The sequence below is a fragment of the Dictyobacter formicarum genome, assembly GCF_016587435.1.
This window is the reverse complement of record NZ_BNJJ01000007.1, coordinates 197,242-213,358: the sequence shown is the minus strand read 5'-3', so window position 1 is coordinate 213,358 and position 16,117 is coordinate 197,242. Positions and strand designations below refer to the sequence as shown.

9 protein-coding genes and 3 rRNA genes are annotated in these 16,117 nt (G+C 51.4%); 6 read left to right on the top strand and 6 right to left on the bottom strand.

Annotation, left to right across the window (positions count from 1 at the left end; all coding sequences use genetic code 11):
• Positions 1 to 77 precede the first annotated feature (77 nt).
• On the top strand, positions 78 to 1,529 hold the full coding sequence (locus JMI88_RS14120) for a hypothetical protein (protein ID WP_201362508.1): 1,452 nt from the start codon (positions 78 to 80) through the stop codon (positions 1,527 to 1,529).
• Positions 1,530 to 1,614: 85 nt separating this feature from the next.
• On the opposite strand, the gene JMI88_RS14115 is transcribed toward JMI88_RS14120, so the two are convergent.
• Positions 1,615 to 3,150, bottom strand: a complete 1,536-nt coding sequence (locus tag JMI88_RS14115) for a serine/threonine protein kinase (RefSeq protein WP_201362507.1) — start codon at positions 3,148 to 3,150, stop codon at positions 1,615 to 1,617.
• A gap of 387 nt (positions 3,151 to 3,537) precedes the next feature.
• On the opposite strand from JMI88_RS14115, the gene JMI88_RS14110 reads away from it, so the two are divergent.
• Positions 3,538 to 4,248 carry a hypothetical protein gene (locus JMI88_RS14110; protein WP_201362506.1) on the top strand — a complete coding sequence of 237 codons (711 nt, stop codon included), beginning with the start codon at positions 3,538 to 3,540 and terminating at the stop codon, positions 4,246 to 4,248.
• Positions 4,249 to 4,422: 174 nt separating this feature from the next.
• Complete coding sequence (locus JMI88_RS14105) at positions 4,423 to 4,857, top strand: OsmC family protein (RefSeq protein WP_201362505.1); 435 nt, start codon at positions 4,423 to 4,425, stop codon at positions 4,855 to 4,857.
• A 92-nt stretch (positions 4,858 to 4,949) separates the two neighbouring features.
• Here JMI88_RS14105 and rrf read toward each other — a convergent pair.
• Positions 4,950 to 5,066 (bottom strand): 5S ribosomal RNA (rrf, locus tag JMI88_RS14100).
• 1,118 nt (positions 5,067 to 6,184) lie between these two features.
• On the opposite strand from rrf, the gene JMI88_RS14095 reads away from it, so the two are divergent.
• Both JMI88_RS14095 and JMI88_RS14090 read left to right on the top strand, forming a co-directional pair.
• A 16S ribosomal RNA gene (locus JMI88_RS14095) occupies positions 6,185 to 7,664 on the top strand.
• Positions 7,665 to 7,973: 309 nt separating this feature from the next.
• Positions 7,974 to 10,940: ribosomal RNA gene (locus tag JMI88_RS14090) — 23S ribosomal RNA — on the top strand.
• A 195-nt stretch (positions 10,941 to 11,135) separates the two neighbouring features.
• Here the strand turns inward: JMI88_RS14090 and JMI88_RS14085 are convergent.
• The 4 genes from JMI88_RS14085 to JMI88_RS14070 all read right to left on the bottom strand — a co-directional run bounded on the left by JMI88_RS14085 (position 11,136) and on the right by JMI88_RS14070 (position 14,841).
• On the bottom strand, positions 11,136 to 12,041 hold the full coding sequence (locus tag JMI88_RS14085; protein ID WP_201362504.1) for an NAD(P)-dependent oxidoreductase: 906 nt from the start codon (positions 12,039 to 12,041) through the stop codon (positions 11,136 to 11,138).
• Positions 12,042 to 12,072: 31 nt separating this feature from the next.
• Positions 12,073 to 12,813 (bottom strand): hypothetical protein, encoded by a 741-nt coding sequence (locus tag JMI88_RS14080; protein ID WP_201362503.1) that lies wholly within the window; start codon positions 12,811 to 12,813, stop codon positions 12,073 to 12,075.
• A gap of 30 nt (positions 12,814 to 12,843) precedes the next feature.
• Complete coding sequence (locus JMI88_RS14075; protein ID WP_201362502.1) at positions 12,844 to 14,280, bottom strand: PQQ-binding-like beta-propeller repeat protein; 1,437 nt, start codon at positions 14,278 to 14,280, stop codon at positions 12,844 to 12,846.
• Positions 14,281 to 14,598: 318 nt separating this feature from the next.
• Complete coding sequence (locus tag JMI88_RS14070; RefSeq protein WP_201362501.1) at positions 14,599 to 14,841, bottom strand: hypothetical protein; 243 nt, start codon at positions 14,839 to 14,841, stop codon at positions 14,599 to 14,601.
• Between the two features lie 279 nt (positions 14,842 to 15,120).
• Between JMI88_RS14070 and JMI88_RS14065 the strand changes: the two genes are divergently transcribed.
• Complete coding sequence (locus tag JMI88_RS14065; RefSeq protein WP_201362500.1) at positions 15,121 to 15,810, top strand: hypothetical protein; 690 nt, start codon at positions 15,121 to 15,123, stop codon at positions 15,808 to 15,810.
• Positions 15,811 to 16,117: the final 307 nt, after the last annotated feature.

Below are 16,117 nucleotides of genomic sequence, written 5' to 3'. Positions count from 1 at the left end.
CATATACAACTCCCGCTTACTATAATGCATTAAAAATGGATGATACGAAGAACGTACTTTGTCAGGGGAGAATATAAATGGAACCGAAAGACAATGCTTCTTCATCTAACGCGCAGGCTTCACAATCCCAGGAAGATAGTCCGATACTCTTTATACCTGATCGCATCCGCGTTGTCACTTATAAATATAAAGAAAAAAAATCTCGCAAGAAAGAGGCTCCTGTATTTATGACACAACGACCATGGGCAATCACAACGCAACGGCGACGTGCACGGTCGAAGCGCGTGGCATTACCGCTGGCGGCAACAATTATTCTGTTACTCGGTGGTGGGGGAGCATTCTATTTCCTGGGATTGAATCCGAGCCATGCCAGTGGCAACAAACCTGCGCTTACCGTACAGGCTTCACCTCGTGCGCGGGCCCAAATTCTCGCCGCGCCTACCCTGCAATTGTTGCCCGTCCAGGGCGGAGCTGTCGCTGCATCTCAGCAGATCAGCTCCGGCTCTACCCAGACTGTCTATATCGATGAAAATAGTCATATCCAGCAATTGAGTAGCAAAAATGGTATTAGCTGGCAGCAAAATGATCTCACCCTGGCGACCCATTCCGCGATTAGCAATGGAAAGGCGCTGACAAATTACAGTTGGGATCAAGGCGATCGGCAGCAGGTAGCGTTTATCGATGTGCTGGGCCATATTCATATTCTCTGGGCAGGCGCAGACGAACACTGGCAGGTATTGGATGTCACCCAGCGAGCCCACGCGCCGCTGGCCAATGGCGTCACCCTGGTTGGCTATACCGCAGTAGCGGACGGTTCGCAACACATTGTATATATCGATCAGCAGAAGCATATCCAGTTGCTTACAAGTACGGATGGCGTGCAGTGGCAAACGACCGACATTACAAAATCCACCAGAGCTCCGCTCGCTAATGGTATTGCACTCTCAGCATTTACCTGGTCAAAAGATGGTAGCAATCATATTGCATATATAGATAAGAATCAGCATTTGCAGGAACTGAGTTCCACCGCAGATGGAAAATGGCAGGATAGTGATCTAACGCAATACTATGGGGCGCCGCTGGCCAATGGAAATGTCATCGTAGCCTACGAATGGCGTATCGCCGGTAGTATACATATCGATTATATTGATAGCCACAACAACATTCAGGAGCTCTCTAAGTCAACCTCAACCATCTGGGCCGTCAGCAATTTAACCACGTTGACTAATCGCCCGCTGGCCGCTGGCAAATCGTTGTCCGCCTACGATTGGGTGCAGGGTAATATGCGTGTACTGGTCTATGTAGATGAGAATAAGCATATCCAGGAACTGGCCCTTCCACCTTTCGACCGCTGGCAGTCGAACGACCTTACCCAGCAGGCCGTTACGCCGCTGGCCAGTGATAGTGGCCTGGTTGGAATTGGATGGTCCTCCACAGGCACAAAGCAGGTTGTGTTTGTAGATGTAAATAAACGCATACACGAGCTCACTGGATTTCCAGGCGGCAAATGGAAGAGCTCGAGCTGGTAATACTGAAAGCCAGGAAAGATAAAAAAGAATAGCTGGCAACGCATGCTATATATTGTGTTGCCAGCGTCGGGAAATGCCGTCTGTTTTAATTGTTTCCATCTGACGATTGGTTCGCATTCTGTGAATCAGTCCCTGGTTGATTGAGCTCCGTTTTGGTGGGCGCCGCTTCCCATGTACCCATAAAGGTGCAGGTGGTTGCATCTACGCGATGGCAATAGGTGCCCGCCAGGGCGCCACTGGCTCTAATCGTGCCCTGAAAACGGAGCACTTCCTTGCCTGTCACTATAAAATGAATACCATTATCAGTTGTTACCGCGCCATCAAAAGGACCTGCTTTTCTGATGGCCCTGATATTGATCGTGCCTTTAATGGTCGCCCCGGTCTGCTGAATTTTTGACAGGATAAGTCCACTCGTAGTCGAGTCATTGCTGACCGACGATATTTTTCCTATATAGTAGGGATGCAGATGGGGATAAACATTCGTAGTTGTTGGTATCGTTGATAAAGCGGTCGGGGTCGAGGCCGCATGACTGTGGGCTTTAGAGGCGGACAGCAAGCTCAATCCACTGCCTATTAGCACGCCAATAACAACTACAAGCAGTGCCAGGCCCGCCAGGATCGGTATACGCTTAGAAGATTTCCTGGGAGCCGTTGCGCCCTGCACCATAGTATCTGGCGCTGGAGCCTGGGGTCTGACCAAAGCCGTAGTTTTGTCTAATGGACCTGTACCCACCGCTGAAGCTGCGCCCAATACCAGCGCAGGCGAGGAATATCTGGTCGCAGGGGCATTCAGGGCCTGCCAGAACTGTTCAATCGAGTCAAAGCGTTCCGCGCTATTTAGCGCCATTGCCTGCTGGATGGCGCTGGCTACCTGGGCCGGCACACCGGGAACCAGTTCAGTCAGCGGCTTGAGCGGATCACGTTGCTTGCCTCCAATCTGGGTCAGCCGAGAAATTGCCTCCACCGGTACTTCACCACTGATAAGAGCATAGAGCGTAGCTGCCAGACCATAAATATCGGTGTGTGGATTGGTGCCGCCCACATATTGTTCCGGCGCACCATAACCGGGCGAGCACATACGCATCACGCTGGTGGTAGCATCCTGCTCATAAACCTTGGCGATGCCAAAATCGACCAGTATTGCCCCGCTACCAGCAATCGGATAAATAATGTTGGCCGGTTTAATATCCCGATGCACAATGGGTGGCTGCTGCATATGTAAATAATGGATAGCCTGTGCAATAGGTGTTAGAATTGTAATCGCCTCCACGGCCGAAAAACGTTTCATTGTACGCTGCTGGCGTAGTTGTTCCAGATTGGGACCTTCTATATAGTCCATGAGCATATAAGCGCGCGAGGTCGAGGTATTCTCAAATGAATAATAAATGCGCGGCAACGCTGAATGCCGCAGCCGCTTGAGCACCTCAGATTCGAACGTGAAGAGATCGTGTTCGGCTTGATTGGTGATGGCTACTTCTTTCAGGGCAAATACTTTATCAACCTCTTGTTGATCTCTAACTTTGTAGACAGCTCCAAAGCCACCCTGGCCAAGCTGCTCTTCAATTATATAGCGATCTAAAACAGTATTTCCCACCAGGAGATGTGTATACGCTCCTTGCATGCCTTTCCTTCCTCTGACCGGTGCCGACTTGCTCATCGATGGTGTGAGCATGAGTATGTGAGATATTGCTATTTCGTATTCAACCTGTCACAATCAAATCGTGCTCACCACGGTTTTTGTTGCCATCACACTCATATATTTATATATGACCAGTTTGCTCATTATAGCAAGGGAGTCAGATAAATACTGGTAAATGGCTAAAAATAGCTAGCACATTTTCAATACGGGTCGCTGTTAGGGTGCCTGATTCGCTCAGAATAGACATTTTTATACCTCATCAGTGATCCGCGTCAGGGCTTTAACAACACATTTTTAGTAGAAGCCAAAACTAAGGGCATCCATCTCGCCAGCTGGCGTAACGAAGTGATCCCCTTCGATGAATTTACCGTGGGCATTAAACGCCCTGTCCTGGACTGGTACGTCGAAAATCCTTATGAGCAATCGCGGCATGATCCGCGCGATCCCGAGGATATCTATGGTATCGGCTATCTCCGACATGTACGTGGCATAGCAATTGACCAGATCAATGGTTTATACGATCATAAAACCGTCTATGAGCTGGCTGCCCTCTACGCAGCCCGCGCAGCTCGCCGCCATCTCGGTGTGGTTCCTCAAGTAGCCGATGCGGCCGCTGGCGTCGCAAACTTTTTTAAAAAGTGGGATGAGAAGTCGGATTCAGCCGAGTCTGTACTGCGCTTTATTTGCAGCGGATTGGTGCAATATAGCTTTTTTGAAGCCCTGCGGCGGCGTATCATAAATGACCTGGAGATACCGGAACACCGCGAGGCCGGTTTAAGTAACCTGAGTAATCTCCATCGCGTTATCTATCGTGAAGATCCCGAAGGGTTGATTCCGCGCTACATAGAACAGGTTCAAAGCGGCGCCCTGGATATTCGTGATAAAGTGCCCGAAGATGTATTGGATCTACTCAAGACTGCTACGCCAGCTGACTTCAATAATAGCCCCAACCTTAAATGGCACTATGTCATCCTCAAAGGGGTTATCTGGCATATCGAACCGGCTGATCCAGATTATGTGGCCACCAGTCCGGAAGAGAGTGAAGTACTAGAAATGCTGCATACGGAACATCGTTCCTAAAAACTCTTGCCTGGAATGTCACGGCTTTCTTGCTGCGAAACGTGTTATGATTATATTGAGCGCGCTTCTACTGGTATAGTGCGCTGAGTCAAGCTATGGGCTGGAGACCACGCGGGCCGCAATGCGGCCGTCGGGATCTGGCTTTTATATAGTTGGTTCGAAAAGGAGTGTATTATGGCGATTCGTAAAGCAGATGCTGAATGGAATGGTGATTTAAAAAGCGGCCAGGGAAAAATGAGACTTGGCAGTGGTGCATTTGAAGGTCAGTATTCGTTCCGTTCCCGTATGGGCGATGGTTTCGGCGGCACCAATCCCGAGGAACTGATCGCGGCTGCCCATGCCGGTTGCTACTCGATGGCTTTATCGGCCAGCCTGGCTGGTGCAGGTCACGTGCCAACGCGCGTCCACACTACAGCTAATGTGCATTTTAATCCGGTCGAGGGCGGTTTTGCCATTAATCCCATTGAGCTTGTCACTGAAGCGGTAGTACCTGGTATTGATCAGGCCACCTTCCAGCGTATCGCGGAAGAGGCCAAGAAAAATTGCCCGGTATCCAAAGCCCTGGCCGCCACCGACATCCGCCTGAATGCAACCTTGCTTGAGCAATAAGTTTCTTGCATTCCATAAAAGATAGGCACCCGCAGTAGCTGGTGCCTATCTTTTATGGAATGCAAACAAAAAACCACCTGTGTGGGCAGGTGAGACGGCGACTTCCTATTTTCCCACGCAGTTGCCCACGCAGTATCATCGGGGATGAAGAGCTTAACTTCCGTGTTCGGGATGGGAACGGGTGTGCCCTCTTCTCTACAGTCACCAGCTCGCCTGCACATGCGAGTGGTTTTTCTGACAGAGGGAATAATACTACAGTGTTATTGTTGTGTCAACCCCTTTTTTCTAAGTGGGCATCATTCACATTGTTGCCAGCTCGACCACGTGAAGGGGCATCGACCACGCCCCTCCCACACGAAAACGTCCTCATAGGTTCGGAGCTTGCCTCCGATTGGAGCCGATAGGCGACCCCGGTGTCTGGCCGGTTCGGCTCCTCACCGGCATCCCCTCGACCAGAGAGGGTGCCCCTGCGATTCCTTTGGCCAACGTGCCTGGGGTGACGTCGCCGCTCCTTGATCACGGGGGTACCTGTGCCCGGGCAACGGTATGCAATAGCTAGCGATGTCACGGAGATACCGGGGTCGCCTATCGGCTCCAATCGGAGGCAAGCTCCGAACCTATGGGTTTCGTTTCTTTTGTTGCTCTTCCTTTTTGGCAACAATTTGAATGATGCTCTTCCCAAATTTTCACATGGAGCCAGAAGAAGACGAATTTTGCGATCGAATTAAAATACGTCTGAAAAAAGCTTGACAGGTCGTGGTAGTTATGGCATAATCATCGAGCTGTCAAAAAAGCGACAATCACCCGCCTCAGCGAGCGTGGGTGCTCCTGTCCGTTTGCATCAGTTGTGCTACGGTAAGGTAGCTCCTCTGGGATCAGATGTTTCCCCCATGAACGACCCAACGCAGATCTGCGTCTGCGGACGTTTCAGGCCTTTTTGGCCGATGGTTGCCACGGCGACCGGGAGCATAACGAATTTTCGGAGCCGAGCAAAAAGTGGTCGGAAAACCGCTTGACAAAGCACAATGGATATGCGATACTACAGCACACGAGACAAGCGAACGCAAAAAGAACAAACGCTTGTCTGATGATGAAACGCTGGTTTCGTCGATTGTGTACCTTGACAACTGAAGAGTGGAAAGCAGAACAGCAACTGGAACAACAATACAAGTAACCAGTTCCTGTCAATTCGGTCCCAGCGCAGTTCCCCTGCGATGGTGACCATAGAATCTGCGAAACATGCCAATGTTATGTAACTTGGCCATGATCGCAACTTACCATGCTGTTTCACATATCTTGCAGAGATATGTGTTTATAAAAAAACAACTGGATGGCGAGTTTGATCCTGGCTCAGGATAAACGCTGGCGGCGTGCCTAACACATGCAAGTCGAACGCCCTTAGCAATAAGGGAGTGGCGGACGGGTGAGCAACACGTGGGTTATCTGCCTCCGGGTGAGGAATACCGGCGAGAAATCGCCGACAATACCGCATACGCTCGGCAACGAGCAAAGCCGGAAACGGCGCCGGGAGATGAGCCTGCGCTCGATTAGTTGGTTGGTGGAGTAATGGCCTACCAAGGCGACGATCGATAGCTGGTCTGAGAGGACGATCAGCCACACTGGGATTGAGAACGGCCCAGACTCCTACGGGGGGCAGCAGTGAGGAATTTTCGTCAATGGGGGCAACCCTGAACGAGCAACGCCGCGTGCAGGATGACGGCCTTCGGGTTGTAAACTGCTTTTCTCTGGGACGAGAACGGACGGTACCAGAGGAATCAGCCTCGGCTAACTACGTGCCAGCAGCCGCGGTAATACGTAGGAGGCAAGCGTTGTCCGGAGTTACTGGGCGTAAAGCGCACGCAGGCGGTCAGATAAGTCTGTGGTGACAGTCGTCGGCTCAACTGACGAAGGACGATGGAAACTGTCTGACTTGAGGGCTTCAGAGGGACACGGAATTCCGGGTGGAGTGGTGAAATGCGTAGATATCCGGAGGAACACCAATGGCGAAGGCAGTGTCCTGGGAAGCACCTGACGCTCAGGTGCGAAAGCTAGGGGAGCGAACAGGATTAGATACCCTGGTAGTCCTAGCCGTAAACGATGACCACTAGACGTTGGGGGTATCGACCCCTTCAGTGTCGCAGTTAACACAGTAAGTGGTCCGCCTGGGGAGTACGGTCGCAAGATTAAAACTCAAAGGAATTGACGGGGACCCGCACAAGCAGCGGAGCGTGTGGTTTAATTCGATGCAACGCGAAGAACCTTACCAAGGCTTGACATGAACTTGCACCAGCCGTAACGGGCTGTCTCTTCGGAGCGGGTTCACAGGTGCTGCATGGCTGTCGTCAGCTCGTGTCGTGAGATGTTGGGTTAAGTCCCGCAACGAGCGCAACCCCTGTCGTTAGTTGAACTTCTCTAACGAAACTGCCATTTCAAAATGGAGGAAGGCGGGGATGACGTCAAGTCAGCACGGCCCTTACGCCTTGGGCGACACACACGCTACAATGGTCAGGACAAAGAGTGGCCAACCCGCGAGGGGAGCTAATCTCGTCAAACCTGGCCTCAGTTCAGATTGGAGGCTGCAACCCGCCTCCATGAAGTTGGAGTTGCTAGTAACCGTAGGTCAGCACACTACGGTGAATACGTTCCCGGGTCTTGTACACACCGCCCGTCACACCACGAAAGTTGGCAACACCTGAAGCCGCTGGGCTAACCCTTCGGGGGGGCAAGCGTCGAGGGTGGGGTCAGTGATTGGGGTGAAGTCGTAACAAGGTAGCCGTACCGGAAGGTGCGGCTGGATCACCTCCTTTCTAGGGAGCTTGGATGGGGGTCATGGATACCATGACAACAGAGTCTCATCCCACTTCCAGGTCGAACAGGACACGGTCGCTGTGTTGCCAGAAGCGAAGCTGGTTTCCACTCTTGAGCTGTTGGGGTACAGCGTCTGCTCTCATGGGAGCATGATGGCCAACAGTGCACCCTGAACAATTGAATACGATCTATCTTCAATTTTGCTGAGCCAAGAAGGTCAGCCAGAGTTGAAGCAGAGGGTCGTCTGGTTGGAGTCATCCAACCAACGACACGAACAAGCATTCACATACATGATGAAGAAACGAAGAGAACAAGCTACACAGAGTACGAGGTGGATGCCTTGGCGCTAAAGACCGAAGAAGGACGCGGAGACCGGCGAAACGTTCGGGGGGAGCTGCATACAAGCGATGAACCCCGAGAATCCGAATGAGGCAACTCCTCCAGAGTGATGTCTGGAGACCGCCTGCTGAACACATAGGCAGTGACGGGGGGCAGTGGGTGAACTGAAACATCTCAGTAACTCGACGAACAGAAATCAACCGAGATTCCCGTAGTAGTGGCGAGCGAACCGGGAGGAGCCCAAACCAATCATCCTTCGGGACGATTGGGGTTGTAGGACTGACAGCAAGCACCGATGAACTACTTGAACACGTTGGAAAGCGTGACCAGAGCGAGTGAGAGTCTCGTAGAGGACGGTTTATTGGTGTGGGTCAGGATCCTGAGTACCACGAGACACGTGCAATCTTGTGGGAAGCTGGGGGGACCACCCTCCAAGGCTACACATCTTTAGCGACCGATAGCGAACAAGTACCGTGAGGGAAAGGTGAAAAGCACCCCGAGAGGGGGATGAAAGAGACCCTGAAACCACGTACTCACCAGCAGTCAGAGGCCACTGTCCCGTCGCGGGACCAAGGGCTGATGGCGTGCCTTTTGTAGAATGATCCGGCGAGTGCATCGTCGTAGCCTGGTTAACCAGCGCTAAAGCTGGGGAGCCCCAGGGCAACCGAGTCTGAAGAGGGCGAAATGTTGCGGCGATGCGACCCGAAACCGTGTGAGCTATCCATGAGCAGAGTGAAGCGGATGTGACAGTCCGTCGAGGCTCGCACCCACCAGTGTTGCAAAACTGGGGGATGACTTGTGGATAGGGGAGAAATTCCAATCGAACACGGAGATAGCTGGTTCTCCCCGAAATGTATTGAGGTACAGCTGTATGTTGTACTATCCTGGAGGTAGAGCTCTGAATGGGCTAGGGGCCTCGTGCAGGTTACCAAACCCAAGCAAACTGCGAATGCCAGGACAGCATGCATGCAAGTGAGACGGCGGGGGCTAAGCTTCGTCGTCAAAAGGGAAACAGCCCAGACCATCGGCTAAGGTCTCCAAATCCATGCTTAGTGTCAAAGGGGGTCACAACGCCCAAACAGCCAGGATGTTGGCTTAGAAGCAGCCACCATTTAAAGAGTGCGTAATAGCTCACTGGTCGAGTGTCGTGGCACCGACAACGTATCGAGGCTCAAGTATGGTACCGAAGCCATGGAACCTGGTGAACAACCAGGTTGGTAGGGGAGCATTCTGTTGGGCAGAGAAGCCAGACCGCGAGGACTGGTGGAGCGAACAGAAGTGAGAATGCCGGAATGAGTAGCGTCATGTCTGTGATAACCAGACACACCGAATGCCTGAGGGTTCCTGGGCACCGTCAATCGTCCCAGGGTGAGTCGGGTCCTAAGCCGAGGACGTCACAGTCGTAGGCGATGGAAAGCAGGTCAGAGATTCCTGCACCGGAGATGCTCGTTAGGAGCAATGGGGGGACGCGGTAAGGAAGGTGAGCCCATCGATTGGACAGGATGGGTCTGTGCGCTGAAGTGCGAAGCCGAGGCAAATCCCGGTTTCCTGTGCATGACACGTGCAGCGAGCGGACGACAAGTCCGCGGAAGTCATCGGCCCCTAGGCCGCCAAGAAAAGCCTCTCGCCAGAGTTGTCTCCGCCCGTACCGCACACCGACACAGGTAGGCAGGGGGAACACTCCCCAGGTGATCGAGCGACCCTCTGTTAAGGAACTCGGCAAATTGACCCCGTACCTTCGGAAGAAGGGGTGCCCTAGTAGCTTTCAGGCTTGCCTGGGGGTGAGGGGGTTGCAAGAAATTGGCTCAACCGACTGTTTACCAAAAACACAGGTCTCTGCGAACGCGCAAGCGGAAGTATAGGGGCTGACTCCTGCCCAGTGCCGGAAGGTTACGAGGAGCGGTGTGCGTAGCTGCGAATCTAAGCCCCGGTGAACGGCGGCCGTAACTATAACGGTCCTAAGGTAGCGAAATTCCTTGTCGGGTAAGTTCCGACCCGCACGAAAGGAGTAACGAGTTGAGCACTGTCTCGACAGAGGACTCGGCGAAATTGAAGTACCCGTGAAGATACGGGTTACCCACGACAGGACAAAAAGACCCCGTGGAGCTTTACTACACCTTGACCCGGAAACGAGGCAGAGCGTGCGTAGCATAGGTGGGAGTCGGAGAACCTATCCTTGTGGGGGTAGGGGAGACAGCAGTGAAATACCACTCTCGGTGTGTTTTGTTTCTCACACGTCACCGTGAGCCGGGACGTGGACAGGATCAGGCGGGTAGTTTGACTGGGGCGGTCGCCTCCCAAAGAGTAACGGAGGCGCCCAAAGGTTCCCTCAGGGTGGATGGACATCACCCATGAGAGTGTAAAGGCACAAGGGAGCTTGACTGCAAGACGGACAGGTCGAGCAGGGACGAAAGTCGGGCTTAGTGATCCCACATTCCCGAGTGGAAGGAGTGTGGCTCAACGGATAAAAGCTACCCCGGGGATAACAGGCTTATCTTGCCCAAGAGTTCACATCGACGGCAAGGTTTGGCACCTCGATGTCGGCTCGTCGCATCCTGGGGCTGGAGTAGGTCCCAAGGGTTGGGCTGTTCGCCCATGAAAGCGGCACGCGAGCTGGGTTCAGAACGTCGCGAGACAGTTCGGTCTCTATCCGTCGTGGGCATAGGAGAATTGAGGGGCGTCATCTCCAGTACGAGAGGACCGAGATGGCTCGACCGCTGGTGTGCCAGTTGGCCTGCCCGGGCCAGAGCTGGATAGCTATGTCGAGAAGGGATAAGCGCTGAAAGCATCTAAGCGCGAAGCCGCACCCAAGACGAGTTCTCCCATTCTCTGCGGAGAATCAAGATCCCAGGAAGACGACCTGGTAAATAGACGACACGTGGACACCTGGTAACAGGCGGAGCGAAGTCGCCCTAATGATCGTACGGCTTGTTTCACCATTGTATCTTCATCGTGGCTCAGGAATGCGAGCTCTCTGCTTCAGCCTCGGCTGACTGCTGGCTCGGCAAAATTGAGGATAGATCGTATGCAGTTGTGCAGAACCAGAGAGATCTTACTTGGCAGAAGTAAGGTCTTTTTTGTTTACCTCCACATAGCATAATCCAATTCACGTGCCTGGCTCTTAACAGTCCTTATTTTTTGCCGTCTCCTTTCAAGTGTCCCAGACTGGTATTCAGGATGGTTGTCACCTCGTCGCGGGTGGTGCCGAGGCGGCGCTGCTCTGGTATCTCTGATCCCAGTTCGGTCTGCTCCACCAGATGATAGACGTTGGCGGCTCCTTGTAGCATCTGAGGCGGCAGGCCGAGATCCCCAAAGGTTTGAGCGATCTCTTCCATCTCTCCGACCCAGCGATAGGCTTTGGGCGGCATGCCAGATATCTGGCGCTCAATCATACTTAGTAAGGTTGCCTGGCTCTGTTGAAGCTCGCTTGTTAATGCTTCACCAATACCCAGCGCCTGCCCGGCGGTCAGGGCTTCGGTGGCCAGGGCCGTTAGTCCCTTGGTGAGGGAAGCATAGCACATCTTTAATCCTGAAGCCTGCCCGATTTGATCTCCCAGGACACGAATGTTCAGGCCGTAGTTGTTGAGTGCTGCCACCTCGGCTGCGCGTGGCCCCGAAGCATATAGCCTGGTTCCCGCATCTTTGCTGCGAGGCGGGCCGCCGATAATACCGATATCGACTATGTCTGCTTCAGCGTCCGTGACCAGTTGGTTGATGGCCTGCATCGTGCGTGGAGAGATCGCGTTGCAGTCGGCAAAAAGCGGCCTGGAGCCTGTCGCACGTACCGCTTTCGCTATGCGCCCGGCGGTCGCCACTGCCTGCGCAGGCACCAGCACGGACAGCACGATATCAGCTTCCCGTACCAGCGCTTCATCGGTCTCTACATCAACGATTCCAGCCTTTCTGGCCAATTCCCGCGTCCGCGTGCTCCGATCTTGCAAGCAACTGATCACGCGCAATCCCGCCTGCTTGAGAACGGTCCCAATCGCATGTCCCATATCGCCCGGACTCAGAATACCGACTGTTTGTATATCCATGTCCATTTCCTCCAGTATTTATCGCCATAGCTTAATATATCTTCTGCCACCAGTATAATGCATCAATGGACTGTGCCAGTTCATCCGCAAATGCTTCATCAGCATAGCGAAAAAAATCATCTTCTAATCGCAGCCTCGTCTCCGTTTCGAGCAGCCAGGCGATAATGTGTTGCGCAATCGATTGATATCCATACCAATATTTCAAGCGATGCTGAAATGGTATCTCATCTTTATGTTCGTCGATGAAGGCTACCAGGTGACGTGTGGCTGATAGGGAGCGCTCCTGCCGCCAGTAGGACAGAAATGGCGTTATATCCAGCGCCATAAAACCCAGTGCATTGACATAATTGATGACCCGGTACCTGGTCTCCTCTGTAAAGGAAGAGAGCAACAGCCTCCATTGTATGACGAAATACTGGAGGATAGCCTGCTGTTCTTCCTCTGGCCAGTCAGACCATTTGCCATGATCCAGTTGCCGGCAGACCATGTCCAGTTCTAATTCATAGCTGCCTGGATTGAACGCGGACAGCTCCAGGATGCGAGGAAGGAAGTGCCGAAAGTCTCTCTCATCACCCCAGGTGCTCATGGCTTTAAACGTATAGCGCCACAGCTGCTCAGCCGTCAGAAGGCGTAGCGGTACCCGCGTCAGATCGTTGATCTCGGCCTGCGTCACGCAGTGGGGACAGGCAGCCATCTTATTCGAGGTCTTATAGAGTGCAAAGATAGTATAAAGTTGCTCAATCGCTTGCTGCAATTGTATCGTATCATCCATGATTTTACCTGATCCTCTTGATGAAACTTACTATGTCCGCTCCTTTATTGTCCCGATCGCCTGACCCGTATGCTTGCTCCAGAGTATTTTTCCATCGCTCAAACGCAGCACTGATATGGTACGGTTATCATAGGACAACAGATCTAACACTCTGGTGTCACGCGAAACTATCAGGTCCTTGATTATTCCTGACCAGAGCAATGTGCCATCTTTTTCATTGATTGCCTGCATAGCATCTGTACTGTTCAAAAGGAAGACATACAGAATACCATTTGCTTCCCAGACTGGTTGGCTGACATTTATTGCCTTTTGCCAGACTATTTTTCCTGTATCTGCATTGACCGCTCTCATTCCTTCATCAGTCTGGATGTACAACATGTTATTCTGAATATCTTTGATACTCACAGCACCTGCCTCATTGGTATATGTCCGTTCTATATTCCCTGTTTGAAGATTAAAGGCCTCTATTGTATTGGCCGATTGATCGACTGCATACAGATGATGAGTATCTGATTTCAGGCTGACAGGACCATTAAATGTATGGGACCACAAGACATGACCTTGCAATTGAATAGCCAGCACTTTGTTATCGATCGTTTGCACATAGACTGTCTTGTTTTCTATTGCCAGTGGTGGAACAGTCTGCGAATATGATTGAATTGAGTGTGGCACTACATATGACCAGAGACGAGCTCCACTCCTCTCATCTATGGCATAATAGCAATGCTGCGTGAAATTATAGGTATACACAACTCCTTGCTCAATCGCCAATAAACTTCCCAATCCAGCATTAAGCCATAACGGCTGACCATCTTTGGCAGCATAAAATGTGTTATCTGAATCTGGAAAAAGGAGCATATCATCTTGTTCAATAGCAAAGGGCTTAATCTTAGCTGTAGGTAGCTTATAGTTCTGGAGAACTTTACCGGTACGAGGCGCGAGCAGAGAAATCAGGTTATCTGAATGTAGAGCATAGATATCAGACTCTTGACTATCGAGATTGACCGCCAACCCATAGGTAATCGCGGGCGATGGAGATTGTGGCGTATGCCAGAGAAGAGTACCACTCTGCGTGTCATAAGCAGTTACATTGATGTTTGCTCTAGGGATTGATTGAGCATCAGTTTGCTCTCTCATTACAAACGTAACATTATCCCTACCAGCCGCCACAGCAAACTGATCGGGTTTCTGATCGGGTTTCACTGTGGGAATTGTTGTCGCTGGGGCGGGAACCATTGGTTTTACAAAAGATGCAACATCGGGAAAGAGCAGGACACCAATAATAACGCATCCTGCGAAAATCGCTAACACAGACCAATGGTGAGCATGATTGGCAAGAGAAGTAAACATTGGCTCAAACCTTGATGGTCTGGCAGATTGATGCCCCGCCTCCTCTGTATCTATATCGGTGATCTCAAATTCAATATCCGACTGATCATGTTGCTTCTGATCAGGTCTATAATCCATACAATTTCTCCCTTAAACATCGTCAGGGTATTTTCATGCTTCATTGAAGCATCTCTTCAAAAGCAGATCGAGCGCTATTTTGGTCTTTAATTAAATATATTATATTATAAAGATACCAATTGAGATATTTTGCTGCATGATCTACAAAAGATGCCTTTGCATATTGGCGCAATTTTCTTTGTGGCCTGGCGGCTTGCCAGATAGAAAGGAATAGGATTTGTCTCTTTCATCCGATGAGGAAAACGTTTTTTCTACGCCTGCGAGCTTGAACACTGCCTGGACTCCTCCTGCGGATATGGCCCACCCATTGACGGCATTTCAGGAGGCTTTCGTGCTCTCTGCCGGCAGGTTCCCTGCTTCGGGATGGGTTTGCCAATAATGTAGAACAGGTTGCTCTGCGGGCGTCGTCATGTGTTCGAGAATGACCTGGAAATCATCAACTTCCGTGATCCCAATCCCGAAGTGATGGGCCAGTCGATAACTGACGCTGGTCTTTCCGACGCCAGAAGGGCCTCCGAGCAAGAGAACTTGCCATGAACGGTGGGGAATGTCATTGTTCAATAGATGTGATCTCCTTCTATGTAGATGGGTGCAGGGGATGGAGCGCTAAAAATAGCCTCATCTAATTGCAGATCGGGCAAGGACCCGTTTTGAGCAGATTTCTCGGTAGCCATAAATGCCTGATATTGAGGAAGTAGCGTTCTTTCCTATATTGTACTACAAGCGTCAACCACAGCACATCGTGCAAATGGCCGATGTTTTTTCATCTGAGTGGGAGTATCCTTCGCATAGATTTGTTTTTGTGCTGTTCAAGACAGTTCGTTTCTCTGGAGGGAAAACATGTCTATGCAACCTGCTTCCGCACAAAGCCTCTCACATGTGTTATGGATTGGGGGCTCTCCTTGCTCTGGGAAATCCACGATCAGTCACGCGATCGCTCAAATCTACGTCTTCCTTGATTATCACCTGGATGCCTGGGCGAGGAATCATTTTACTCGACGGATCGCAACTGGAGATACTGAGGCCCAGGCATTTTTACAGATGAGTATGAATCAGCGCTGGGTAGATCGGTCGGTCGACATGCTGGTGCAGGAAGCGACCACGTCCTGGAGCCGCGATTTTCAGTTGGTGCTTGAAGACCTCCAGATGTTGCCAAAGGACAATTTGATTGTTGCGGAGGGGAACTTTTTCCCCGAATGCGTTGCTCCCTATCTCTCCAGTCCACATCAGGCTATCTGGCTGGTCCCTACAGATACCTTCTGCGAGCAAGGCAGGCGGCAGAGATGGGCTGAACAGGCTCGGCGCCAGAAACGGGATGGTGCCTACGACGAGGGCAGCAATCCCGAACAAATGAGGCGCAATATTATCGCCCGCGACTGCCAGTTGGCACGTTATGTCAAGCAGCAAGCAGAAGCTTTGCACCTTCCCATCTATGAAGTCGATGGGAGTCGCTCTCGCGAAGAAATGACAGAACGTGTCGAAAACCATTTTGCTCCCTATCTCGCCGAGTACATTCGGCAACTCAAATGATCACTCCCAGATAGGGATGTGATTATCAAGGCTGGGAGCCAGACGATGAGCCTGCGCAGATCATGGGCGGTAACTTTTCCTTATTTATTGAGATATTTCTATCTAATGGCTTCCAGGTATAATACCATCAAATATGCATCTGAATATGCAGCATTGCCTTTATAGGCTTATTACTCTAGCCCATATGTCTTAAACCTGAGCAAATAATCGTTCTCCATACAATGTATGCGTATAGAAAATTCTTTGGCCCTTTCAAGATGTTTGTGTTTAAACAAGCTCACGGCGCAATGTACTGCGCCGTGAGCTT

Coding starts and splice junctions, on each gene's coding strand:
- JMI88_RS14120 (WP_201362508.1), top strand. CDS start 78: ATGGAACCGAAAGACAATGCTTCTTCATCTAACGCGCAGGCTTCACAA.
- JMI88_RS14115 (WP_201362507.1), bottom strand. CDS start 3,150: ATGCAAGGAGCGTATACACATCTCCTGGTGGGAAATACTGTTTTAGAT.
- JMI88_RS14105 (WP_201362505.1), top strand. CDS start 4,423: ATGGCGATTCGTAAAGCAGATGCTGAATGGAATGGTGATTTAAAAAGC.
- JMI88_RS14085 (WP_201362504.1), bottom strand. CDS start 12,041: ATGGATATACAAACAGTCGGTATTCTGAGTCCGGGCGATATGGGACAT.
- JMI88_RS14080 (WP_201362503.1), bottom strand. CDS start 12,813: ATGGATGATACGATACAATTGCAGCAAGCGATTGAGCAACTTTATACT.
- JMI88_RS14075 (WP_201362502.1), bottom strand. CDS start 14,280: ATGGATTATAGACCTGATCAGAAGCAACATGATCAGTCGGATATTGAA.
- JMI88_RS14065 (WP_201362500.1), top strand. CDS start 15,121: ATGTCTATGCAACCTGCTTCCGCACAAAGCCTCTCACATGTGTTATGG.